At 59.6% G+C, this 21,527-nt stretch carries 25 protein-coding genes; 8 read left to right on the top strand and 17 right to left on the bottom strand.

Features of this window, described 5'->3' with window-relative positions:
- Positions 1-23: 23 nt before the first annotated feature.
- Complete coding sequence (locus ACYZT1_RS23655; RefSeq protein ID WP_462016944.1) at positions 24-2,006, bottom strand: acyltransferase family protein; 1,983 nt, start codon at positions 2,004-2,006, stop codon at positions 24-26.
- Between the two features lie 231 nt (positions 2,007-2,237).
- Here ACYZT1_RS23655 and thiS point away from each other — a divergent pair, with 231 nt between their 5' ends.
- The 4 genes from thiS (at position 2,238) to ACYZT1_RS23635 (ending at position 5,570) form a co-directional block, all read left to right on the top strand.
- Positions 2,238-2,438, top strand: a complete 201-nt coding sequence (gene thiS / locus ACYZT1_RS23650; protein WP_454246176.1) for a sulfur carrier protein ThiS — start codon at positions 2,238-2,240, stop codon at positions 2,436-2,438.
- Positions 2,439-2,498: 60 nt separating this feature from the next.
- A complete protein-coding gene (locus ACYZT1_RS23645) occupies positions 2,499-3,293 on the top strand; it encodes a thiazole synthase (protein WP_462016943.1) in 795 nt (264 codons plus the stop codon).
- Positions 3,294-3,302: 9 nt separating this feature from the next.
- Positions 3,303-4,028, top strand: coding sequence for a tRNA (guanosine(46)-N7)-methyltransferase TrmB (gene trmB, locus ACYZT1_RS23640; protein ID WP_462016942.1), 726 nt, complete (start codon positions 3,303-3,305; stop codon positions 4,026-4,028).
- Between the two features lie 166 nt (positions 4,029-4,194).
- Positions 4,195-5,570, top strand: a protein-coding gene (locus ACYZT1_RS23635; protein WP_462016840.1) for an IS3 family transposase whose coding sequence is annotated in 2 segments (ribosomal slippage) — positions 4,195-4,665 and positions 4,668-5,570 — 1,374 coding nt in all. Because the reading frame shifts where the segments join, the coding sequence is not laid out codon by codon here.
- A gap of 53 nt (positions 5,571-5,623) precedes the next feature.
- Here the strand turns inward: ACYZT1_RS23635 and ACYZT1_RS23630 are convergent.
- The 9 genes from ACYZT1_RS23630 to ACYZT1_RS23590 form a co-directional block, all read right to left on the bottom strand.
- The gene (locus ACYZT1_RS23630) at positions 5,624-5,947 is read right to left on the bottom strand and encodes a DUF3392 domain-containing protein (RefSeq protein ID WP_462016941.1); all 324 of its coding nucleotides are present in this window, start codon (positions 5,945-5,947) and stop codon (positions 5,624-5,626) included.
- Between the two features lie 9 nt (positions 5,948-5,956).
- The gene (gene hemW / locus ACYZT1_RS23625) at positions 5,957-7,162 is read right to left on the bottom strand and encodes a radical SAM family heme chaperone HemW (protein ID WP_462016940.1); all 1,206 of its coding nucleotides are present in this window, start codon (positions 7,160-7,162) and stop codon (positions 5,957-5,959) included.
- Positions 7,159-7,755, bottom strand: coding sequence for an RdgB/HAM1 family non-canonical purine NTP pyrophosphatase (rdgB, locus tag ACYZT1_RS23620; protein ID WP_462016939.1), 597 nt, complete (start codon positions 7,753-7,755; stop codon positions 7,159-7,161). Before rdgB ends, hemW begins: the two co-directional genes overlap by 4 nt.
- On the bottom strand, positions 7,752-8,186 hold the full coding sequence (locus ACYZT1_RS23615; RefSeq protein ID WP_462016938.1) for a DUF4426 domain-containing protein: 435 nt from the start codon (positions 8,184-8,186) through the stop codon (positions 7,752-7,754). Before ACYZT1_RS23615 ends, rdgB begins: the two co-directional genes overlap by 4 nt.
- Before the next feature lie 26 nt (positions 8,187-8,212).
- Positions 8,213-8,833 carry a methionine biosynthesis protein MetW gene (gene metW / locus ACYZT1_RS23610; protein ID WP_150581407.1) on the bottom strand — a complete coding sequence of 207 codons (621 nt, stop codon included), beginning with the start codon at positions 8,831-8,833 and terminating at the stop codon, positions 8,213-8,215.
- 7 nt (positions 8,834-8,840) lie between these two features.
- Positions 8,841-9,980, bottom strand: a complete 1,140-nt coding sequence (metX, locus tag ACYZT1_RS23605) for a homoserine O-succinyltransferase MetX (RefSeq protein WP_462016937.1) — start codon at positions 9,978-9,980, stop codon at positions 8,841-8,843.
- 219 nt (positions 9,981-10,199) lie between these two features.
- Complete coding sequence (locus tag ACYZT1_RS23600) at positions 10,200-10,790, bottom strand: YggT family protein (RefSeq protein WP_462016936.1); 591 nt, start codon at positions 10,788-10,790, stop codon at positions 10,200-10,202.
- 10 nt (positions 10,791-10,800) lie between these two features.
- Positions 10,801-11,619 carry a pyrroline-5-carboxylate reductase gene (gene proC, locus ACYZT1_RS23595; RefSeq protein ID WP_462016935.1) on the bottom strand — a complete coding sequence of 273 codons (819 nt, stop codon included), beginning with the start codon at positions 11,617-11,619 and terminating at the stop codon, positions 10,801-10,803.
- A 35-nt stretch (positions 11,620-11,654) separates the two neighbouring features.
- On the bottom strand, positions 11,655-12,341 hold the full coding sequence (locus ACYZT1_RS23590; protein ID WP_462016934.1) for a YggS family pyridoxal phosphate-dependent enzyme: 687 nt from the start codon (positions 12,339-12,341) through the stop codon (positions 11,655-11,657).
- Between the two features lie 56 nt (positions 12,342-12,397).
- On the opposite strand from ACYZT1_RS23590, the gene ACYZT1_RS23585 reads away from it, so the two are divergent.
- The gene (locus ACYZT1_RS23585) at positions 12,398-13,432 is read left to right on the top strand and encodes a type IV pilus twitching motility protein PilT (RefSeq protein ID WP_462016933.1); all 1,035 of its coding nucleotides are present in this window, start codon (positions 12,398-12,400) and stop codon (positions 13,430-13,432) included.
- A 280-nt stretch (positions 13,433-13,712) separates the two neighbouring features.
- Here the strand turns inward: ACYZT1_RS23585 and ACYZT1_RS23580 are convergent, their stop codons facing one another.
- The gene (locus ACYZT1_RS23580; RefSeq protein WP_462016932.1) at positions 13,713-14,333 is read right to left on the bottom strand and encodes a C40 family peptidase; all 621 of its coding nucleotides are present in this window, start codon (positions 14,331-14,333) and stop codon (positions 13,713-13,715) included.
- Positions 14,334-14,580: 247 nt separating this feature from the next.
- Here ACYZT1_RS23580 and ACYZT1_RS23575 point away from each other — a divergent pair, with 247 nt between their 5' ends.
- The 3 genes from ACYZT1_RS23575 to ACYZT1_RS23565 all read left to right on the top strand — a co-directional run bounded on the left by ACYZT1_RS23575 (position 14,581) and on the right by ACYZT1_RS23565 (position 16,308).
- The gene (locus ACYZT1_RS23575) at positions 14,581-15,012 is read left to right on the top strand and encodes an NINE protein (RefSeq protein WP_462016931.1); all 432 of its coding nucleotides are present in this window, start codon (positions 14,581-14,583) and stop codon (positions 15,010-15,012) included.
- 148 nt (positions 15,013-15,160) lie between these two features.
- A complete protein-coding gene (locus ACYZT1_RS23570) occupies positions 15,161-15,469 on the top strand; it encodes a transposase (RefSeq protein WP_462016930.1) in 309 nt (102 codons plus the stop codon).
- The gene (locus ACYZT1_RS23565) at positions 15,466-16,308 is read left to right on the top strand and encodes an IS3 family transposase (RefSeq protein ID WP_462019180.1); all 843 of its coding nucleotides are present in this window, start codon (positions 15,466-15,468) and stop codon (positions 16,306-16,308) included. Before ACYZT1_RS23570 ends, ACYZT1_RS23565 begins: the two co-directional genes overlap by 4 nt.
- Before the next feature lie 167 nt (positions 16,309-16,475).
- Here ACYZT1_RS23565 and ACYZT1_RS23560 read toward each other — a convergent pair whose 3' ends face one another.
- The 6 genes from ACYZT1_RS23560 to ACYZT1_RS23535 all read right to left on the bottom strand — a co-directional run bounded on the left by ACYZT1_RS23560 (position 16,476) and on the right by ACYZT1_RS23535 (position 21,465).
- Positions 16,476-17,747, bottom strand: coding sequence for a dihydroorotase (locus ACYZT1_RS23560; protein WP_462016929.1), 1,272 nt, complete (start codon positions 17,745-17,747; stop codon positions 16,476-16,478).
- Positions 17,744-18,748 (bottom strand): aspartate carbamoyltransferase catalytic subunit, encoded by a 1,005-nt coding sequence (locus ACYZT1_RS23555; RefSeq protein ID WP_462016928.1) that lies wholly within the window; start codon positions 18,746-18,748, stop codon positions 17,744-17,746. Before ACYZT1_RS23555 ends, ACYZT1_RS23560 begins: the two co-directional genes overlap by 4 nt.
- A gap of 27 nt (positions 18,749-18,775) precedes the next feature.
- Complete coding sequence (gene pyrR / locus ACYZT1_RS23550; protein WP_462016927.1) at positions 18,776-19,279, bottom strand: bifunctional pyr operon transcriptional regulator/uracil phosphoribosyltransferase PyrR; 504 nt, start codon at positions 19,277-19,279, stop codon at positions 18,776-18,778.
- An 84-nt stretch (positions 19,280-19,363) separates the two neighbouring features.
- Positions 19,364-19,801: a Holliday junction resolvase RuvX gene (gene ruvX, locus ACYZT1_RS23545; protein WP_462016926.1), complete on the bottom strand. Its 438-nt coding sequence runs from the start codon at positions 19,799-19,801 to the stop codon at positions 19,364-19,366.
- On the bottom strand, positions 19,801-20,373 hold the full coding sequence (locus tag ACYZT1_RS23540) for a YqgE/AlgH family protein (protein WP_462016925.1): 573 nt from the start codon (positions 20,371-20,373) through the stop codon (positions 19,801-19,803). Before ACYZT1_RS23540 ends, ruvX begins: the two co-directional genes overlap by 1 nt.
- Positions 20,374-20,565: 192 nt before the next feature.
- Positions 20,566-21,465 (bottom strand): TonB family protein, encoded by a 900-nt coding sequence (locus tag ACYZT1_RS23535; RefSeq protein ID WP_462016924.1) that lies wholly within the window; start codon positions 21,463-21,465, stop codon positions 20,566-20,568.
- Between the last annotated feature and the right edge of the window lie 62 nt (positions 21,466-21,527).

The following is a 21,527-nucleotide window of genomic DNA, read 5'->3' as shown; positions in this document are numbered from 1 at the left end:
TGGTCGGTAAAGTTATGGCTGCATCAGCCCGCATTTTTCAAGGCGGTCAGCAGTGCCCGGGTAAAGTCCGGCTCGAGAACGCGGTTGCCATATCCGCTGAGGTGATCAGCGTCGCGAAAAAGCGGTTTATCGTCGGCAAAGGCTGAGCAGGTCCGGCCCGGGCACAAAAGCGGCAGCGGGTCCCACACCTCAAGCATGGGGTATAGACGTGTCAGCCGGTCGACCAGTGCCATCTGAGGAGCTCGTAACTGTTCCAGCTGGTCTCTTTCCATGGTGAATCCGGGGGTGCAGATCGGGTTCATCCGGTTGAACCAGTCCGAACAACGATAGGGTGGGGCTTTGAAGAGAGGCTTGGGAGCATCGATCAGCACGTGCACCTTGGCGGCCATCAGGCGGTTCAGCACGGCCTCGGCGGAAGCTTGGGCGCCTGCGATCCGTTGCGGCGTGAGTTCAGAAAGTGCCTCGTCGAGCACTTCTGTATCCCCTCGGGCCCACTCGCGGCCGGCCAGCTCTGGCATGCGTAACGAGGCGAGAAAGACGATGTCTCCCGGATTCGCCTGCGCTTCCACATTACGCAGAGCGCTTTCCCGCGCCTGCGTGCACGCACCTTGCGGGTCAGGTGCCATGAGGTTGACCACCGCGCAGCCACCTCGCTCATATTCCACAACCTTGATGCCCAGTTGTCGGGAGGCGATGCTCAACATTGTGCGATAGGCCGCCGCATGCGAATCGCCGATAACAAAGAGCTGACGGTCCTGCCATTGCGGGTCCTCGATCGGGCCGCTGGCCAGGTAGGGGGGTATCCGTCGGGAAAACCAGGTTGAGGTATCGCGAGTTTTGCTCAGCGACAGGACTTCGGGGTTATCGGAGACCCACCTCGCAGCCGACCAGGACAGGCCGATTGCCATGAGACACGCGGCTATCGGCATCCAGGCGCGACGCGGTAGCAAGTAACGGCCGTTGCGCAACGGTGTTTCAACACCGTGATAGGACGCTGCCGCGAGTGCCATGACGATAACCGGGTAGGCCAGTTGCACGGCGAGCTGCTCCAGGCCGAGGGTCCAGCGCATGAACACCAGTACTGGCCAATGCCAGAGATACAACGAATAGGACAGCCGGCCGATATACGTTGCAGGCGACGACTGCAGCAATCGCAAGGGCCAGGATGGCGCACCCGTTTGCTGCACCACAGCGGTTATGACGAGCAAGGTGCCCGAAACGGTGACAAGTGCCCAGGGGAACGGAAACCGGTTTTCGTTGGCAAGCAACAACCCGCCGATGATCAGTGCCAACCCGCCGTGAAGCAGGCTGGCAGGCGAGCGCACGGTGAACCGTCCAGTCCCGATCAGCTGATAAAGAATGGCTCCGGCGGCGAGCTCCCAGAATCGGCCGGGTAGCAGATAAAACGCTTCGAGTGGGCTGTCCCGTGTTTGAAAGGCACTCAGGACCAGTGATATCAACGCCAGCAGCGGCAGGATAAGCCAGACGAATCTGTGCCGATCCTTGTAGCGCAACCAGGCGAGATAGATCAGCGGGAATATGAGGTAGAACTGCTCCTCCACGGCCAGCGTCCAGGTGTGGGTGTAGGGGTTGAGCAAGACGGACGGGGAGAAATAGGTGTCGGTGTTCCATGCCAGCAAAAAGTTGCTCAAACCAAAAAAAGCCGCGAGGCCGGTGTTGTCATTTTGCTGGCTAAGCCAGGTTTGCGGCACGAACATCGTGGAGAGCAGGCTGCAGGTCAGCAGAACCACCAGCAGTGCCGGCACGATGCGAAGCAGACGGCGACGATAGAAACCGGTCAGATACGCAGCAAAGCCCTGATCGGAGCGGCCGGAAAGTGACTGGCTGATGACGTACCCGGAGATGACGAAGAAAATGTCGACGCCGGTAAAACCGCCTGGCAGTACATCCAGGAAGTCGGCGTGAAAGATCATCACGCTCAGCACTGCCACCGCGCGCAAGCCGTCGATGGCAGGGATGTTGGCTGTCGATCGCAGGCGCGTCACGGGCCCTCCTTGCATGGATGAGCATTGGCGGTTGATTTGTAAGCGAAGCGAGAAATATAGACGGATCCGCAGTGGCCGAAAGCCTAAAGGTATTGCAGGGTTAGTCCGTGCTGCAGAAGCCCCGCCTGGCGGTTGAGTTGACCGGCCAGTCCATTTCAAGACGAATGACTTGGGTCGCCAAGACTGATCGGGCTAGAATGCCAGCCCCTAAAATGATGGCGGCCTTACGGTATGCGCATTCAGTTGAACGGCGAATCCCTTGAACTGCCCGACGGTGAAACCGTTGCGGCCCTGCTGACCCGTCTGGAACTGACCGGACGCCGGGTGGCGGTCGAACTCAATCTGGATATCGTCCCGCGCAGCCAACACGCAGAAACCACGCTTAATGACGGCGACTCAATAGAAGTCGTGCACGCCATCGGCGGCGGCTAGTCGCTCTATCCGCATCGGCACAGAATTGTGCAAGAACCTCACCCCAGCAGAGGATTTCCCATGAGCATCGTTCGTAACGACAAGCCTTTCGTCCTGGCCGGTCGTACTTTCCAGTCGCGTTTGCTGGTGGGTACCGGCAAGTATCGCGACATGGAAGAAACCCGCCTGGCCACCGAAGCCTCGGGTGCCGAGATCGTCACTTTCGCTGTGCGCCGTACCAACCTCGGCCAGACTCCGGGTGAACCGAACCTGCTCGAAGTCCTCTCGCCGGATTGCTACACCTTTCTGCCGAACACCGCGGGTTGCTTTGACGCCACTGAGGCTGTGCGCACCTGTCGCCTGGCCCGTGAGCTGCTCGGCGGCCACAACCTGGTGAAGCTGGAAGTGCTGGCGGACCAGAAAACCCTGTTCCCTAACGTGATCGAGACCCTCAAGGCCGCCGAAGTGCTGGTCAAGGAAGGCTTCGACGTGATGGTCTACACCAGCGATGACCCGATCATCGCCCGTCAACTGGCAGAAATTGGCTGCATCGCGGTCATGCCGCTGGCCGGTCTGATCGGCACGGGCCTGGGGATCTGCAACCCGTACAATCTGCAGATCATCCTCGAAGAAGCCAAGATTCCGGTGTTGGTGGATGCCGGTGTCGGCACTGCTTCCGATGCCACCATCGCCATGGAACTGGGTTGTGAAGCAGTGCTGATGAACTCGGCCATCGCCCATGCCCAGCAGCCAGTCATGATGGCTGAAGCCATGAAACACGCGATCGTCGCGGGCCGCCTGGCCTACCTCGCCGGTCGCATGCCGAAAAAACTCTATGCCAGCGCCTCCTCGCCGCTGGATGGTCTGATCAAGTAAGAGCCATTGATGACTGAATCGAACGACACGCCCGTCCAGACGGAAGAAGGCGACGAGCGCCAACACCGCCGCATCAAGAGTTTCGTGATGCGCGCCGGGCGCATGACCGAAGGCCAGCAACGCGGTCTGGATCAAGGCACGCCGCTGTTCGTGCTGCCACTGGCCGATGCGCCGGTCGACTACGACCAAGTGTTTGGTCGCTCGGCACCGCGCTCGCTGGAAATCGGTTTTGGCATGGGGCACTCGCTGCTGGAAATGGCGGCGGCGTCGCCGGAACAGGATTTCATCGGCGTGGAAGTGCACCGCCCGGGGGTTGGCGCGTTGCTCAATGGCGTGCTGACACAGGGCCTGACCAACTTGCGCGTCTACGACTGCGACGCGATCGAAGTGCTCAACCGTTGCATCGCCGATAACAGCCTTGATCGCCTGATGCTGTTTTTCCCGGACCCGTGGCACAAGAGCCGTCACCACAAGCGCCGTATTGTTCAGGCGTCGTTCGCGGAACTGGTGCGCAGCAAATTGAAGGTCGGTGGTGTGCTGCACATGGCCACCGACTGGGAACCGTACGCCGAGTACATGCTGGAAGTGATGAGCGGCGCGCCGGGTTATCGCAACCTCGCTGAAGACGGCAAGTGCGTGCCGCGTCCGGCCGAGCGGCCGATCACCAAGTTCGAACGCCGCGGTGAACGTCTTGGGCATGGCGTGTGGGATTTGAAGTTCGAAAGACTGTCCTGAATCACAGCACTGTAAAAACTGTGGGAGCGAGCTTGCTCGCGATGAGGCCATCCCATTCAACGTCTATGTTGACTGTTAAGCCGCCATCGCGAGCAGGCTCGCTCCCACATTGGTTTGAAGTGCGCCCCAGAAGTTGGACATCCAATCCAATCTCTGGGGTGTTTTCATGAGTCAGTACACATCGCAATTCAAGTTGTCTGCTATCACCGCTTTTCTCGAGCGAGGCAGAGGTTTTCGCTTCATAGCAGCCCAATTCCAGATGGACCCTACCTTGCTTCGCCGCTGGGTGGAGGCCTACCGGTTGCATGGTGATGCCAGCCTGAAGGTTCGCAACAGGGTCTACAGCCCTGAGTTCAAACTCGGCGTTCTACAGCGCATGTGGCGAGACAAGCTGTCTTTACGTCGCGTGGCGGCCCTTTTCAATCTTGGCAACTCAAGCCAGGTGGGCAGATGGCAGCAGCGGTATTACAGTGGCGGCTTCGAAGCCCTGTCTGCAGGGAAAGGATTGAACACCGCCATGACCCTGCCACCTGACAAGATTCCTGACCCGACATCGCCAAGTGATGATGACCTTTCGCACGCAGAGTTGCTGATCAAGCTTCGCAAGCTCCAGGTGGAGAATGCCTGGCTAAAAAAGCTCAAAGAGTTCAGGGAGGAGAAGAAAAGGCAGGAGCAGGCGAAAGCCGTCGGCAAAAAACCACGCTAGTTACTGAGTTGCGAGAGCATTTTGCGCTCGATGAGCTGCTTGAAGCCGCCGACCTGCCACGCAGCACTTACTACTATCAAGCCAAGGCAATGGCGAGTGGAGATCGGTTCGCCTCACTGAAAGCCGCTATCCAGAGCATCCAGGCCACCCATAAGGGGCGTTATGGCTATCGTCGGATGACTGCTGCGCTACGTAACATCGGCCAGAGGGTTAACAGTAAAACGGTGCGAAGGCTGATGGACGAATTGGGTCTCAAGTGCACGGTGCGCCCGAAGAAATACCGCTCATACCGCGGGCTGATGGGCGAAGCCTCGCCCAACACGCTGGCTCGCGATTTCGAGGCCGGGCAGCCGAATCAGAAATGGGTCACGGATGTCACCGAGTTCAAAGTGGCGGGTGAAAAGTTGTACTTGTCTCCGGTGCTGGATCTCTACAATGGCGAAATTGTCGCTTATCAGACCGCCACCCGGCCTCGCTATACCTTGGTGGGTGACATGCTGGAGAAAGCTCTGGAGCGGCTACCTGAGACTGTCAAGCCCCTGCTGCACTCCGATCAAGGCTGGCACTACCGCTACCCGGATTACCGGGAACGCCTGGAAAAAGCGGGCCTGGAACAAAGCATGTCGCGCAAGGGAAACTGCCTGGACAACGCGACGATGGAGAGCTTTTTTGGCACATTGAAGTCTGAATATTTCTACCGCGAGCGCTTCGACAGCGTGGCCCAGTTGCAAGCCGGGCTGGATGAATACATCCGTTACTACAACCATGATCGAATCAAGATGAAACTGGGCGGACTGAGCCCTGTAGCGTACAGGGCGCAGTTCGCGATAGCTTAGCCAACCGGTGTCCAGGTTTTGGGGCGCACTTCAGTTTGTGGTGTGAGCTGAATTTACCGGCGGTCAGCGACCACGCCAATCAGCACCAGCACCACCAACAACACCGGCGCAAGGCTGTAGTTGTTGAACTGGCTCAGGCCTTTGATGATCCACGGGGTGGCGTAGATCAGCGCCGCGCCGCTGCCGATCATGCACACCAGGGCCATCAGCGGGACGCGCAGAGCGCCAGCGATGCTGCCCAGTCGTTGATCGACCCAGCCTTTGATGTCCGCGCCGAACAGCACCAGCAAGCAGCCCACCAGCGCCAGAGAGATTTCCGAGAGGTTGCTGCGGCTCCAGCGTGACACCGTGGCGAGCAGGTCGAGTACCAAATCCATTCGAATTCCTTAGGTCAGAAAATTCTGCAGCAAGTCATTGAGAAAGAGTTGTCCGCGCTCGGTGGCCGCCAGACGTGACGGTTCGACCTGCAACAGGCCACTTTGTTCTGCCTCCCGACGCCCTTCCGCCAGGCTTTCCAACGGCAAACCCGTACGTTCGGGATACACATGCGATTCAACCCCTGCCGTCAATCGCAAGGCGTTCATCAAAAACTCGAACGGCAGCTCTTCATTGGTCAGGGCTTTCTGGCCCGCCTGGAAGTTTTTCGCCGGGTTCAAATAGTCTTTGGGTAAACGCGTCTTCCAGGTGCGCACAATGCGCCCGTCCGGGTGACTGACCTTGCCGTGGGCGCCGGCGCCAATGCCGATGAAGTCGCCGAAACTCCAGTAATTGAGGTTGTGCCGCGCCGGGCGACCAGGCTGAGCATAGGCCGAGACTTCATATTGCGCGTAGCCGTGCTCGGCCAGCAGCGCCTGCCCGGCTTCCTGAATGTCCCACAGCGTGTCATCTTCGGGCAGGGTCGGCGGCTGATTCCAGAACACCGTGTTTGGCTCCAGGGTCAGCTGGTACCAGGACAGATGCGTGGGTTTCAGCGCGATGGCCTGACGCAGGTCGCTCAATGCATCGTCCAGCGACTGATTCGGCAAGCCGTGCATCAGGTCCAGATTGAAGTTGTCGAACCCGGCCTCGCGCGCCATGCCGGCAGCACGTACCGCTTCATCACCATTGTGAATCCGCCCCAACGCTTCAAGCTTCGCCTGCTGAAAACTCTGGATACCAATCGACAGCCGATTGATGCCCAGCGCCCGGTAGGCCACGAATTTTTCCTGCTCGAACGTCCCCGGATTGGCTTCCAGTGTGATTTCGATATCGCTGGCGAACGCAATGCGTTGCTCGACGCCTTTGAGCAATCGACCCAAGGCTTCAGCGCTGAACAGGCTCGGCGTGCCGCCGCCGAAGAAGATCGAACTCAGCTCACGACCGTAGACGGCGTGCAGGTCCTGATCAAGGTCGGCGAGCAATGCATCGACGTACTCTTGCTCCGGCAACACCGGGCTGGCGGTGTGGGAATTGAAGTCGCAATAAGGGCATTTGCGTACGCACCACGGAATGTGGATGTACAACGCCAGTGGCGGCAGCACGGGGAGGGCCGCCCGAGGCGATTGCGCAGCGCCGCCGAAAATCAGCGGTGATGCGGAACGGTCGTGGGTCATTTCAGGCCCAGACGCTGGCGCAGCAGATCCATTGCCCGGGCGCGGTGGCTGATCAGGTTCTTTTCGCTGGGGCTCAGCTCGGCGCTGGAGCAATCACGCTCCGGCACCCAGAACAGCGGGTCGTAACCAAAACCGTGTGCACCGCTCGCGGCCGGCAGTATGCGTCCGTGCCACAGGCCTTCGCACAGAATCGGCAACGGATCGTCCGCGTGACGGACCAACGCGAGCACGCAGACAAACTGCGCACCGCGTTCGGCTGGCGGTACATCCTTCAGCGCATCCAGCAGCTTGGCATTGTTCGCCGCATCGCCTTGGCCGTCAGCATAACGGGCTGAGTAAATCCCGGGCGCACCACCAAGGAAGTCCACTGCCAGGCCGGAATCGTCCGCCAGGGCGGGTAGCCCGGAAATACGAGCGGCATTGCGCGCCTTGAGGATAGCGTTCTCGACAAACGACAGGCCGGTTTCTTCAGGCTCGACACTGCTGAATTCGCCGATCGAGCGCAGCTGCACCGATTCGCCGAGCATGGCTTGCAGTTCTTTGAGTTTGCCGGCGTTGTGACTGGCCAGTACGAGTTGAGTGAGGTTGATCATTCGCCGGGGAAAAGCTCTTGGTTGAAATTGATGGTGTTGATTTTGTCACCGTTCTGCACCTTGATCTCGAAGGTGCGGATTTCCTGCTGATCCACCGGAAACTGGGCGATGTAGTAGATCGCGCCTTGCTCGGTGATCTGGCGGAAGTTGAGCTTCACCGACTGGCTGGTCAAGTCTTTGACCGTGCCGCTGACCTGTGCCATCAGAGGCTTGCCTTCTTTGAGCACCGAAACGTTGATCACGCCCTGGTTCTTGCTGCGTGTCAGCTCGGCAGCCTTGGCGATGTCCGGTGTCAGGAACGTCGAGTTGAAGGTGTTGTAATGCACCGTCACATCACCAAATTTTTCCTGGCGGTCGCCCTTGATGACGTCGGCAGCCATGGCGCCGACGCTCAGGCAGGCAGTAAGTAAAAACAGTGCTGGTCGACCCATGATCGTTCTCCGTGATATGGCGTGGTTCAGACCGCGATGCGGTGATCCTGCAGCCCTGGACTGCTGACGCGGTAAATGCCGATCTCACCTAACAGATTAGGCCATAGCTTGCTGGCCCACCCGTGGCGATGCTGTTGATCCACGGCTAGCCGATCAATGACCTTGGCTTCACGTTCACGACATAACGCTTCAAAGTCTTCGAAGGTACAGAAGTGAATGTTTGGCGTGTTGTACCAGGTGTAAGGAAGGAATTCCGACACCGGCATCCGTCCCTTGCTTGCCAGGTACCAGCGGCAGCGCCAGTGACCGAAGTTGGGGAACGTGATGATGCACTGACGACCGACCCGCAGCATCTCGTCTAGAATCCGGTCGGGATAGTGCACGGCTTGCAGCGCCTGGGTCATGACCACGATGTCGAAGCTGTTGCTGGCAAAGTTGCCGAGGCCTTTGTCCAGATCCTGCTCGATCACATTGATGCCTTTGGCGACGCACTCGGCAATGTTGTCGGGGTCGTTTTCCAGGCCGTAGCCGGTCACTTGCTTGTGGTCGCGCAGCCAGGTCAGCAACTCGCCATCACCGCAGCCGAGGTCGAGCACGCGACTGCCGGCGGGGATCCATTCCTGGATGATTTCCAGATCAGCTCTCATGGCTTTCTCATAACGTGATGCGGTTCATGTAATTGCTGAACGCCTGCAGATAGCGCGGGATCGGTATCAGGAAGGCATCGTGACCTTGCGGAGCATCGATCTCGAGGTAGCAAACGTCTTTTTTGGCCGCCATCAGCGCGTCCACCAGTTCTCGCGAGCGGGCAGGGGAGAAGCGCCAGTCGGTGGTGAAGGACATCACGCAGAATTTGGCCGAGGCGTCGGCGAAGGTTTTCGCCAGGTCATCGTCGAAGTTCGCCGCGGGGTCAAAGTAGTCCAGCGCCTTGGTCATCAGCAGATAAGTGTTGGCATCGAAACGTCCGGAAAACTCTTCGCCCTGATAACGCAGGTAGCTTTCGACCTGAAACTCGACGCTGTGGAAGTCGTAATTAAGCTTTTCGCTCTTGAGGCCACGGCCGAATTTTTCGCCCATGGAATCGTCGGACAGGTAGGTGATGTGCCCGACCATCCGCGCCAGCATCAGGCCGCGTTTGGGGATCACGCCTGCTTCCTGAAACGAACCGCCATGGAATTCGGGGTCGGTGAGGATGGCCTGGCGGGCAACTTCGTTGAAGGCAATGTTTTGCGCCGAGAGCTTGGGTGCCGAGGCGATGGCCAGGCAGTGCCGCACGCGGTCTGGATAGGTGATGGTCCACTGCAAGGCCTGCATGCCGCCTAGGCTGCCGCCGATGACCGCGGCCCACTGACTGATACCGAGCAGATCGGACAGGCGCGCCTGACTGTGCACCCAGTCTTCCACGGTAAGCACCGGGAAGTCGGCGCCAAAAGGCTTGCCGGTGTCCGGGTTGATACTGCTGGGGCCGGTCGAACCGTTGCAGCCGCCGAGGTTGTTCAGGCTGACCACAAAAAATTTGTGGGTGTCGATCGGTTTGCCGGGGCCGATGCAGCTGTCCCACCAACCGGGTTTACGGTTGTCGGGGCTGTGGAAGCCGGCGGCGTGATGATGGCCCGACAAGGCGTGGCAGATCAGCACGGCGTTGCTCGCCGCGGCATTAAGCGTGCCGTAGGTTTCGTAGATCAGGTCATACGCTGGAAGCGAACGGCCGCAGGCCAGGGCCAGAGGATCGCTGAAGTGCGCCACTTGCGGCGTCACCAGACCAACAGAATCGGCGGGAAAGGCAGTTGGCATCGACCCTGCTCTCGTTGAAATGAGGCGTAAGTCTAAAGACCGGTGGGGTCAGCGGCAAGCAAAGGCCGGGGCTGTTTTTATTCAGTCAGATCGAGGCGCGGCCATCGTCGGAATGCCGCCCAGACCAAGCCACGCTCCCACAGAGATTGCATCCTGTGGGAGCCGGGCTTGGTCTGGGCGGCATTCCGACGATGAAGGATAACTCCGTGAGCCTGCTGGTTACATCAACAGGCGCAGGATCTCCGGCATCATCGTCATGGCCGCGAGGTTATTGATCACCAGCATGTCGATCAGCTTGAGCACCAGAAACGCCAGGATTGGCGAAATATCCAGGCCGCCAAGGTTCGGCACGATCTTGCGGAACGGCGCCAGGGCCGGTTCGCAGATGTCGTTCACCAGTTCAGCGCCAGGGTTGTGGCTGCCCGGTGCGACCCAGGACAGGATCACGCTGATGATCATGGCGAAAAAGAAAATCTTCAGAAAAAGCGCCGTGACGCCGATCAACGACCAGATGAACAATTGCAGCGGATTGCCGGTAGTGCCGTAAGTCAGCAGCAGCGTCAGGGCCATCAGCACCAGTTGCACGAGAATCGCCAGCACCAGCGAAGACATGTCCAGGCCGAACATGCTCGGAATAATCCGGCGCAGAGGTTTGAGCAGCGGTTGTGTGGCTTTGACGATGAACTGGCAAAGCGGGTTGTAGAAGTTCGCGCGCACCAGTTGCAGTACGAAGCGCAACAGCACGATCAGCAGATACAGGCTGCCGAGGGTTTGCAGCACGTAGACCGCTGCAGTGTTCAATCCAATCATGTAAGGCTCCTTATTGACCCAGTTGTTCGGCCATTTCGGCCGAGCGGTGCGCAGCGGCGCCGAGTGCTTTTTCGACCAGGGCTTCAAAGCCCCCGGCCTGGAATGATTTGATCGCAGCTTCCGTGGTGCCCGACGGTGAAGTCACGCGCCGACGCAGTTCAGCTGCATCGACGTCACTGGACACCGCCATGTGCGCGGCGCCCAAAGCGGTCTGCACGGTCAGTTGTGCAGCGACGTCTGCCGGCAGACCGAGCTTTACGCCGGCAGCGGTCATCGCTTCGATCAACAGGAAGAAATAGGCCGGGCCTGAACCGGACACCGCGGTGACCGCGTCCAGCTGCTGTTCTTCATTCAGCCACAAGGCGATGCCGACTGCAGAGAGCAGTTCTTGCGCCTGCTGGCGTTGCTGCGCGGTTACTTCGGCGGTGGCGAACAAACCGCTCACACCCTGACGCAGCAGCGCCGGGGTATTGGGCATGCAGCGCACGATCGGCTGGGCGCCGAGCCAGTTGTTCATGCTGGCGCAGGTGATGCCCGCCGCAATCGACACGATCAGTTGATCCGGCTTCAGGCTCGGACGGATCGCCTCGCAGACGGCTTTCATCGCCTGGGGTTTGACCGCCAGCACGACGACGTCGGCGTCATTGATGGCTTCGGCGTTGTCGGCGAAGACGTCGATGCCGTGTTCGGCCTTCACTTTGGCGCGGGTCTCGGCGCCTGGATCGCTGGCGCGGATCTGTCCGGCGTCGAGGCCCTTGGCGCGCAACCCGCCGATCAGGCTGGCAGCCATGTTGCCGGCACCGATAAAGGCAATACGAGTGTTGCTCATGTCAGGTCCTTATAAAGAGAAGAGTCGGCCATGGTTCAAGGCTGATGATAGTCGCGGGCACCAAACAGGGCCGTACCGACACGGACCCACGTGGCGCCCATGGCAATGGCCGACTCAAGGTCGTGGCTCATGCCCATGGAAAGTGTGTCGAGCGGCAGATTGAGGCTGGCTTGCAAATTTCGTACGGCGGCAAACGCTGCGTCCTGAGCGGCACGCTCTTCCGTCGGCTCGGGAATGGCCATCAACCCGCGCAACGTCAAGCGCGGCAGTTCACTGATGGCATTGGCCAGCGCCGGCAGATCAGCGGGAGTGCAGCCGGATTTGCTGGCTTCGCCGCTGACGTTGACCTGGATGCAAATGTTCAATGGCGGTAAATCGGCGGGACGTTGTTCGGACAGACGTTGTGCGATTTTCAAGCGATCCACGGAATGCACCCAGGCGAAATGCTCGGCAATTGCACGAGTCTTGTTCGATTGAATGGGGCCGATAAAGTGCCAGATCAAGGGCAGGTCCGCCAACTCGAGCTGTTTGCTCAAGGCTTCCTGCAGATAGTTTTCGCCAAAATCGCGGATTCCGGCAGCCCAGGCTTCACGCAGCGCTTCGGCAGGCTTGGTCTTGCTCACCGCCAGCAGTTGCACGCTGTGCTCGTCGCGGTGGGCGGCAAGAGTCGCGGCCTGAATGCGCGAAGTAACCTGAACGATGTTGTCTGCTATCGTGGACATTCAATGTGCGCCAGCGGGTCAGAGTTCGCGGCATTCTACTGGAATTGAGGAGCGCTATGGATATCACTGAGCTGCTGGCTTTCAGCGCCAAACAAGGCGCGTCCGACCTGCACCTGTCGGCTGGCCTGCCACCGATGATTCGCGTCGACGGCGATGTGCGCCGCATCAACCTCCCGGCACTGGATCACAAGCAGGTGCAGGAGCTGATCTACGACATCATGAACGACACTCAGCGGGTTGACTTCGAAAAGCATCTGGAAACCGACTTTTCCTTCGACGTGCCCGGTGTCGCGCGGTTTCGGGTCAATGCGTTCAATCAGAATCGCGGTGCGGGTGCGGTGTTCCGGACCATTCCTTCGAAAGTCCTGAGCATGGATGACCTGGGCATGGGGGAAGTGTTTCGCCGCATTACCGAGTCGCCTCGTGGGCTGGTATTGGTGACAGGCCCGACCGGTTCCGGCAAATCGACGACACTGGCGGCGATGATCGATTACCTGAATAACCATCGCCACCATCACATTCTCACCATCGAAGACCCTATCGAGTTCGTTCACGAATCGCGCAAATGCCTGATCAATCAGCGCGAAGTCCACCGTGATACCCGCAGCTTCGCCACCGCATTGCGCTCGGCCCTGCGTGAGGACCCGGACGTAATTCTGGTGGGCGAACTGCGCGACCTCGAAACCATCCGCCTCGCGCTGACAGCGGCCGAGACTGGCCATCTGGTGTTCGGCACACTGCACACCACCTCGGCAGCGAAAACCATCGACAGGGTTGTGGATGTATTCCCGGGGGACGAAAAGTCGATGGTGCGCTCGATGCTGTCCGAGTCACTGCTGGCGGTGGTCTCGCAGACATTGGTGAAGAAAGTCGGCGGGGGGCGCATCGCCGCGCATGAAATCATGCTCGGCACCTCGGCAATCCGTAACCTGATTCGCGAGGACAAGGTGGCGCAGATGTATTCGTCAATTCAGACCGGAGGACACCTGGGGATGCAGACGCTGGATATGTGCCTGAAAGATCTGGTGACCAAAGGGTTGATCGGTCGCGAACATGCACGAGAGAAGGCGCGGTCGCCGGATAATTTCTGACGTTGAACACGGCCCTCTGGCGAAGGGCTTTATGGGAGGGGGCTATGTGGCAAGGGGCTTTTGTGGCAGGTGGCTATGTGGCAAGGGGCTTTGTAGCAGGGGCTTTGTAGCTGGAGCTTTTGTGGCGAGGGGACTTGTCCCCGTTGGCATGCGTAGCAGGCCCAAAGAAGCGGGGTCGCTGCGCAACCCAGCGGGGGCAAGCCCCCTCGCCACACAAGCTCCCTCGCCACACAAGCCCCCTAGCCACACAAGTCTTCTCGCCACAGGGGCTTACCATTGATCAGCGCTGAACAACCTGCAGCGTGCTCTTCTCTTTCGGCAACACCCGCTTGGCAACCACGTAATGGCTCTGCCAGTAAGGCTTCTTCAGTGTGTCGATGGTGACCGATTTGCCACGCCGAGGCGCATGGATGAAACGGTCGTTACCCAGGTAGATAGCAACGTGATTGACCCGGCGGCTCTTGATGTTGAAGAAAATCAGGTCGCCGGGTTTCAGGTCCTTGCGATCGACTTTCTCGCCATGCCCTGTGGCCATGGCATTGGACGTGCGCGGCAGGTCAAAGGTGGCGTCGTTGAACGCGTATTTCACCAGACCGCTGCAATCAAAACCTTTACTTGGGCTGCTGCCGCCCCAACGGTAAGGTGTACCGAGCACGTTCACCGCGCGACTCAACACATTGCTGCTTTCCTTGGTTCCCATCGGGGGCACAAGTTTGCTGTTGGCTTTGCTCAGCTGGGTCGGACGTTTAGCAGTTTGCTTGTTTTTGCTTGCCGGAGCAGCAACATGAGATTTAGGGGTGAAACCATTGACGTTGGGAAGACGTTGCTCACGATTGGTGGCGTGGGCGGCCAGTGGCATTAATAGGCAAATGGTTAGCCATGTCTTGAAAATTGGACGCATTCGGCAGGGCTCATATAGGTTAGCGCGCAACTTTATAACAGCTTTTTTGCCCCTTCCGGGTCCGTTGGTCGATTCAGCCACTGGTCAAGGGAACCAAATAAACCGGAATCCGTCCGGACTGTCGGACAAAAGTTAAGGGCAACAAGGCTTTAACAGACGCTCAGTGTGAACGACCGTACGTCGGCCGCTTGTAAAAAAGTCACAAAGAATTCAACAATATTTATCTATCGTGTGCATCGAGGCCCAAATGAACACCTATCAACATCCCGTTTCGCATCAGGACACGCACAGCAAGCTGATTGGTTATTTGCTGTGGATTCTTGGTTTTACCGGCGCCCACCGCTTCTATTACGGCAAGCCCGTGACCGGGACGATCTGGTTCTTCACATTCGGTTTGCTGGGAATCGGTTGGCTGATCGACCTGTTCCTGATCCCGGCCATGGACCGGGAAGCGGATTTGCGCTTTACCGCCGGACCGATCGAATACAACGTCGCGTGGATTCTGCTGACTTTCCTTGGCATCTTTGGTGTTCACCGGATGTATCAGGGAAAGTGGATCAGCGGGTTGCTGTACCTGGTAACAGGCGGGTTGTTCTTTTTGGGGGTGCTGTATGACTTCTGGACGCTGAATGACCAGGTGTCCGTGCGCAATGCGCAGAACCGCGGCGCTTTCCGCTAAGTCATGTGGCGAGGGAGCTGGAGTGGCGTGAAGCTTGTTTGTTGAGGAGGCTTCTTCGGAGGCGGCTCCTTCGGGAGGGGTTTTGAACTGGCCTAATGATCCCGGACACCTCTTAAGGGCGATATGATTCGCCCAATCAGGAGGTTCCATGCAAGAACGAAAGACCTATACCCGCGAGTTCAAGCGACGTGCTGCCAGCATGGTTCTTGACGACAACTGTTCGGTTCCCGACGTCTGCGCATCAATGGAAGTCGGCCCTACGGCTCTGCGCCGCTGGGTTGATCAGGTTCGTAAAGAACGTCAAAAAGGACAGCCAGTCGCAGGCACCATGGCGATCAGTGATGAACAGCGTGAACTCCAGCAGCTACGTGCCAAGATCAAACGCCTTGAGACCGAGGCCGAAATCTTAAAAAAGGCTACCGCTCTCTTGATGTCGGATCCCGATCGTTTTTCCTGATCGAGGAACTGAGAGAGTCGGGCTCGTATCCGACTAGCCAGCTTTGCGACGTCCTTGGCGTTTCCCGCAGCGCGTTCTATGACTGGCTTCATCGTCGCTCAGCACCGAATGCCAAACGTGATGCGCTCAGGGCGAAGGTCGTGCAATTGCATGCTGAAAGCAGGGAAAGCGCCGGTGCGAGAATGATTTCCAAGTGTTTGAAGGCCCAGCAGTTCAGGGTTGGAAGGTTTCTGGCTGGAAAGCTCATGGCCGAGGCGAACCTGACCAGCAGGCAGCGTCGTCGCCACCAGTACCGCTCCAGAGGTGTTGAGGCATTTGTGGCCAGGAATCTGCTCGAACGTAACTTCCAGCCAGCAGCAATCAATCAGGTTTGGTGCGGCGACGTTACCAGCCTGATGGTTGGGAAGCGCTGGTATCACCTGGCTGTGGTCATTGACCTGTTCGCCCGACGGGTCGTCGGGTGGGCGTTTTCGCTGATCAATGACGCCAACCTGGTCACCAAGGCGCTAAGGATGGCGGTTGAAGTAAGAGGCAGGCATACGGGTTTGATGTTCCATTCGGATCAAGGCTGCCAGTACACCAGCCAACGCTTCCAGTCAGAACTGCTTGAACACGGCATCATCCAAAGTATGAGCCGCAGAGGCCAGTGCTGGGACAACGCACCAACGGAGCGATTCTTTGGCACGCTCAAATCAGAATGGGTGCCTGTCAGGGGTTATACAGAGATCGAAGAAGCGAGAAAGGACATGACCAGCTTCTTCATGCGCTACAACCGAATCAGGCTCCACAGTTACAACGGCTACCTGTCGCCAATAGCAACGGAACAACAGGCAGCTTGATCACCGTAATCGGTGTCCGGAAAAACTTGACCAGAACATTTCTGTGGCGAGGGGGCTTGCCCCCGCTCGGCTGCGAAGCAGTCGCGTTTTTGGGGGCCGCTTCGCGACCCAACGGGGGCAAGCCCCCTCGCCACACAGCCTCCTGCCACATACCCTCTCCACATTGGTTACGCCTGGTGACTAATCCGCCCATCCACCAGCGTGTAACGCACCACGCTTGGCAAGCTATGCCCAACGAACGGGCAGTTCTCACCCCTGGACAGCCAGGTTTCGCCGGCCACGGTGGATGCCGCTGGATCGAACAGCACAATATCCGCTGGCCCACCCACCGCCAGCTTACCCGCCGGCAAGCGCAGCGCTTCGGCAGGGCCGGCGCTGAGGCGCGCCAGTAACGTCGGCAGATCAAGCAAACCGTCCTCGACCAATGTCATTGCCAGCGGCAGCAGCAGTTCGACGCTGCTGATCCCCGGCTCGGTCGCACCGAACGGTGCCAGTTTGGCGTCCCGCTCATGCGGCTGGTGATGACTGGAGATAGCCGAAACCACCCCCGACTTCACCGCCTCACGCAAGCCGTCGCGGTCCGCGCGCGTGCGCAGCGGCGGTTGCACGTGATAGAGGCTGTTGAAGTCGATCAGCGCCTCATCGGTCAGAATCAGCTGATACAGTGCCACATCAGCCGTCACCGGCAGACCACGCGCCTGGGCCTGAGCGATCAGCGCTACGCCGCGAGCACTGGTGAGCTGGCTGAAGTGCGCACGCACGCCACTTTGTTCGACCAGCAGCAGATCCCGCGCAAGCGCCACAGTTTCAGCCGTTTCAGGAATGCCCGGCAATCCGAGGAAGCTGGCGGTCGGGCCTTCATGCGCCAGGCCACCTTCGGCCAGGTCATGATCCTGGGAATTGAAAATCACTGTCAGGTCGAACGTTGCCGCGTATTCCAGCGCTCGGCACAGGGTGCGCGTGTTGCGAAAACTCTCCAGGCCGTTGCCGAATGCCACGCAACCGGCATCGCGCAGTGCCACGAGCTCTGCAAGCTGCTCACCCTCAAGACCTTTACTCAAGGCGCCGATCGGAAACACCTTGGCATTACCGGCCTCGCGAGCGCGGTCCAGGATCAGTTCGGCCACTGCCGAGGTGTCCAGCACCGGTCTGGTTTTCGGCGGGCAGCACAAGCTGGTCACGCCACCGGCAGCGGCGGCGCGGGTTTCGCTGACAATCGAGCCTTTGCGGCTGTAACCCGGCTCACGCAGGGCGACGTTCAGGTCAACCAGGCCGGGAGCTGCCACCAGCCCTTGAGCGTCGATCGTGTCGAGCGCGACGAACCCCGAAGGCGCGGCGCCGATCGCGACAATCTTGCAGGCTTCAAGGTGAATATCGGTGACTTGATCCAGTCCGCTGACGGGATCGATGACGCGAGCGCCGAGGATGCTGAGCTTCACTGGGCGTTCTCCTGCTCGAATTGGCGCTGGGCGGTTTGCCCGCTCATGGCCATGGACAGCACGGCCATACGAATGGCGATCCCGTAGGTCACCTGATTGAGAATCACCGAATGCGGGCCGTCGGCCACCGCCGACTCAATTTCCACGCCACGGTTGATCGGACCCGGGTGCATCACGATGCAGTCCGGTTTGGCCCCTGCCAGACGCCCGGTGGTCAGGCCGAACAAGCGATAGAACTCGCCTTCGCTTGGCAGCAGGCCGCCGGTCATGCGCTCACGCTGCAGACGCAGCATGATCACCACGTCGACGTCTTTGAGGCCTTCGGTCATGTCTGTGTAAACCTTCACGCCGTATTGCTCGATGCCGATCGGCAGCAGGGTTTTTGGCGCGATCACACGGATGTCCGGGCAGCCGAGGGTTTTCAGCGCGAGCATGTTTGACCGGGCAACCCGCGAATGCAGGATGTCACCGACAATCGCCACCGACAGGTTTTCAAAACCGCCCTTGTGCCGACGGATCGTCAGCATGTCGAGCATGCCCTGGGTCGGGTGGGCATGACGACCGTCGCCGCCATTGATGATCGCCACTTGCGGGCACACGTGTTCGGCGATGAAGTGCGCGGCGCCGGAGTCTGCGTGACGCACGACAAACATGTCAGCGGCCATGGCTTCGAGATTGCGCAGGGTATCGAGCAGGGTTTCGCCCTTGCTAGCCGAGGACGTCGACACGTTGAGCGTGATGACGTCCGCCGACAGTCGCTGGGCCGCCAGTTCGAAAGTGGTGCGGGTGCGGGTGGAGTTTTCGAAGAACACGTTGCACACGGTTTTGCCGCGCAGTAACGGGACTTTCTTCACGGCCCGGGCGCCGACTTCGAGGAATGAGTCAGCGGTGTCGAGAATTTCCGTCAGCAACTCGCGGCGCAAACCGTCGAGCGAGAGGAAGTGGCGCAGCTGGCCCTGATCATTGAGCTGCAGCGGGCGCTTGGTTTCTAGAGGCGTCATCGCGAGGGGACTCTCAATAGGGCAGATTTAAGGGGCGATATCCTGGAATTCGAGCTTGAGTTCCGGGCCGGACAATTTGACGCGCTCGTTGGCCGCAAGGGCCAGGGTCGCGCCGACGACGTTCGGACGGATCGGCAGTTCGGCGGCGTCCAGGTCCAGCAGGCAGACCAGCGTCACGCTGGCCGGGCGGCCGTAGTCGAACAGTTCGTTGAGGGCCGCGCGGATGGTGCGGCCGCTCATCAGCACGTCGTCGATCAGTACCAGATGCTGCCCTTCGATTTCAAACGGCAGGGCCGACGGGCGCACTTGCGGGTGCAGGCCGTTCTGGCTGAAATCGTCACGATAGAAGGAAACGTCCAGCGTGCCGAGGGGCGAGTCGCTGCCGATCTCGGCGAGCAATGCCTGGGCCACCCAGACGCCGCCGGTGCGAATGCCGATGTAGCGGGGTTCGCTGATACCGCGATGGTGCAGATGTTCCGCGAGACGGATCGCCATCTGGCTGATCAGTTCGGCGGGATTGGGCAGGCTCATGGTAGCTCCTTCTTGGGCCCGAGCCGGTTGTGCCAGTGGGGTGGCTCGGGTTGTTGCAGCTATAAGAGACGCGCTGGCGCCTCTTCAGGATTCGAACAGTGCGCTGTTTTCGTCGAGCCAGCCCTGCAGCAGCAGTGCGGCAGCGATGGCGTCGACCGGGTTGTCGCGGTAGCTGCCTTTTTGTCCGCCACGGTCACGCCGTTCACCCTTTGCTTCAAAGGTGGTCAGCCGTTCATCGTGGGTATAGAAGGGCAGGTTGTAGCGGCCGTTGAGGCGGCGGGCGAATTTCTCGGCGCGCAGGCACATTTCGCTGGGCGTGCCGTCCATATTCAGAGGCAAGCCGACCACGACGGCGTCGGGTTTCCATTCCTTGATCAGCGCCTCGACCTGGTTCCAGTCGGGAACGCCGTTTTGCGCTTTCAAGGTGCACAGCTCGCGGGCCTGGCCGGTAATCACCTGGCCGACCGCAACGCCGATCTGTTTGGTGCCGTAATCAAAACCCAGAATAAGCCGCAGGGCCATCAGGCGTGCCCCGCCTGGCTGGTCAGCAGGCTGAGGTTGACACCGAGGTGTCTGGCGGCCGCTTCGAGGCGCAATTCGCTGCTGGTGTTGAACAGGATGTCGGCGTCGAACGGGCAGGTCAGCCAGGCGTTGTCGGCCAGTTCGGCCTCGAGCTGCCCGGCTTCCCAACCGGCGTAGCCGAGGGTGATCACACTTTTCGCCGGGCCCATGCCATCGGCGATGGCGAACAGCACATCCTGGGACGTCGACAATGACAAATCACCTTCCAGATCAACGGTCGCCTGAAAGGTTTTTCCGGACGGGTGCAGCACGAAGCCGCGATCGGGTTGCACCGGGCCACCGATGAAAATCGGTACATGCTGGCAGAGTGCTGGCGGTTCGATGTCGGGTCGCAGTTGCTCGAGAATATCAGCCAGGTTCAGCTCTTGCGGACGGTTCACCACCAGCCCCATGGCACCATCAGCCGTGTGCTCGACGATGTAGGTCAAGGTGTGCGCAAAGTTCGGGTCCGCCATGTGGGGCATGGCGATCAGGAAGTGATGCTTGAGGTAGCTGGGGCTGACGTTCTTCATGAGCGCTAGTGTGGCGTTGGAGGGACGAACTGACAAGCCGGGGATGCGTAGGAAATGCCGCAAATTCCCGAGAACGAGGTCGACTCCTGTGGGAGCGAGCTTGCTCGCGAAAGGGCCGGCACTTTCAATAATGTATCGGCTGATCCACCCCATTCGCGAACAAGCTCGCTCCCGCAGGGGATTTACGGGGTGTCAGTTGCTCGAGAGGCGGTCCCCGCGCGCAAACTTCCACGTGCGGATGATTTCCAGCCGGTCGATGTCCGACAAATCCCCGGTAAACGGCGAGAACGGTGCTGCGAGCCGCACGATACGCTGCGCGGCCTGATCCAGCAGCGGTTGCCCGGATGACTCCAGCACCAGTACTTCGTAAAGCGAGCCATCGCGGTTGATCGACACCATCAGGCGCAAATTGCCGTAAATCTGCTTGCGCCGCGCTTCGTCGGGGTAATTGAGGTTCCCGATGCGCTCGACCTTCTTGCGCCATTCGTCCTTGTACCAGGCACCCTTGTCACGCATGGTCGAGGCAGCGCTCAGGCGGTGGATGCGCGGGCGCTTGGCGTACAGCTGTTGTTCGTTGGCCAGTTCCGCTTCCAGGCTGGCGATGTCGCTGGACAGCTGCGAGCTGTCGAACGTCGGCGCGGCGACGGCTGGCTTCGGTTCGGTCCTGGGCGCTTCGGTCCTGGTCGGGGCTTTTTTCGGTTTAGGCGCGACGGTGGTCACAGCGGCCTTGGGCGGCGCTTCCTGAACTTCAGGCTTGGCGGCCGGGGGCGGCGTGACTTTCTTGACCTTGTTGTCCTGGAACGGCGCAACTTCGGTGGTCTTGGGGATCGCCTTCTTGTCCAGGGTGCCGCTGCCTTGCTGGTTCTCCTGGGCAAGAAAGTCGGCTTTTTCCGGCGTTTTCTCGCTTTTGAAGGTAGCGAGGGTGATTTCCAGCGTGCGGGTGATCTGCTTGGGTTCGACCATGGTGAAGCCGACACCCAGCAGCAAAGCCAGGTGAATCAGCGCCGCGAGGAACAGGGTAAAACCGAGACGATCGGCCGGGCGCACGCCACGGTGGGCGAGTTCAGCGGGCAGATCGGACGGAAGTGTCATGGGTCAAAAAACCAACATCGCGTTTTTAGGGGCTGGGCATGATAACGCAATGTTGGTTTTTA

It is taken from the genome of Pseudomonas sp. PB3P13, assembly GCF_054897735.1.
The sequence above is the reverse complement of the archived record's forward strand: the minus strand, read 5'-3'. Positions and strand labels throughout refer to the sequence as shown.

Coding starts and splice junctions, on each gene's coding strand:
- proC (WP_462016935.1), bottom strand. CDS start 11,619: ATGAGCAACACTCGTATTGCCTTTATCGGTGCCGGCAACATGGCTGCC.
- ACYZT1_RS23580 (WP_462016932.1), bottom strand. CDS start 14,333: ATGCGTCCAATTTTCAAGACATGGCTAACCATTTGCCTATTAATGCCA.
- trmB (WP_462016942.1), top strand. CDS start 3,303: ATGACTGAATCGAACGACACGCCCGTCCAGACGGAAGAAGGCGACGAG.
- ACYZT1_RS23615 (WP_462016938.1), bottom strand. CDS start 8,186: ATGGGTCGACCAGCACTGTTTTTACTTACTGCCTGCCTGAGCGTCGGC.
- ACYZT1_RS23585 (WP_462016933.1), top strand. CDS start 12,398: ATGGATATCACTGAGCTGCTGGCTTTCAGCGCCAAACAAGGCGCGTCC.
- pyrR (WP_462016927.1), bottom strand. CDS start 19,279: ATGAGCCTGCCCAATCCCGCCGAACTGATCAGCCAGATGGCGATCCGT.
- ACYZT1_RS23575 (WP_462016931.1), top strand. CDS start 14,581: ATGAACACCTATCAACATCCCGTTTCGCATCAGGACACGCACAGCAAG.
- ACYZT1_RS23555 (WP_462016928.1), bottom strand. CDS start 18,748: ATGACGCCTCTAGAAACCAAGCGCCCGCTGCAGCTCAATGATCAGGGC.
- ACYZT1_RS23630 (WP_462016941.1), bottom strand. CDS start 5,947: ATGGATTTGGTACTCGACCTGCTCGCCACGGTGTCACGCTGGAGCCGC.
- hemW (WP_462016940.1), bottom strand. CDS start 7,162: ATGACCCACGACCGTTCCGCATCACCGCTGATTTTCGGCGGCGCTGCG.
- ACYZT1_RS23600 (WP_462016936.1), bottom strand. CDS start 10,790: ATGATTGGATTGAACACTGCAGCGGTCTACGTGCTGCAAACCCTCGGC.
- metX (WP_462016937.1), bottom strand. CDS start 9,980: ATGCCAACTGCCTTTCCCGCCGATTCTGTTGGTCTGGTGACGCCGCAA.
- ACYZT1_RS23535 (WP_462016924.1), bottom strand. CDS start 21,465: ATGACACTTCCGTCCGATCTGCCCGCTGAACTCGCCCACCGTGGCGTG.
- ruvX (WP_462016926.1), bottom strand. CDS start 19,801: ATGGCCCTGCGGCTTATTCTGGGTTTTGATTACGGCACCAAACAGATC.
- thiS (WP_454246176.1), top strand. CDS start 2,238: ATGCGCATTCAGTTGAACGGCGAATCCCTTGAACTGCCCGACGGTGAA.
- rdgB (WP_462016939.1), bottom strand. CDS start 7,755: ATGATCAACCTCACTCAACTCGTACTGGCCAGTCACAACGCCGGCAAA.
- ACYZT1_RS23645 (WP_462016943.1), top strand. CDS start 2,499: ATGAGCATCGTTCGTAACGACAAGCCTTTCGTCCTGGCCGGTCGTACT.
- ACYZT1_RS23570 (WP_462016930.1), top strand. CDS start 15,161: ATGCAAGAACGAAAGACCTATACCCGCGAGTTCAAGCGACGTGCTGCC.
- ACYZT1_RS23540 (WP_462016925.1), bottom strand. CDS start 20,373: ATGAAGAACGTCAGCCCCAGCTACCTCAAGCATCACTTCCTGATCGCC.
- ACYZT1_RS23590 (WP_462016934.1), bottom strand. CDS start 12,341: ATGTCCACGATAGCAGACAACATCGTTCAGGTTACTTCGCGCATTCAG.
- metW (WP_150581407.1), bottom strand. CDS start 8,833: ATGAGAGCTGATCTGGAAATCATCCAGGAATGGATCCCCGCCGGCAGT.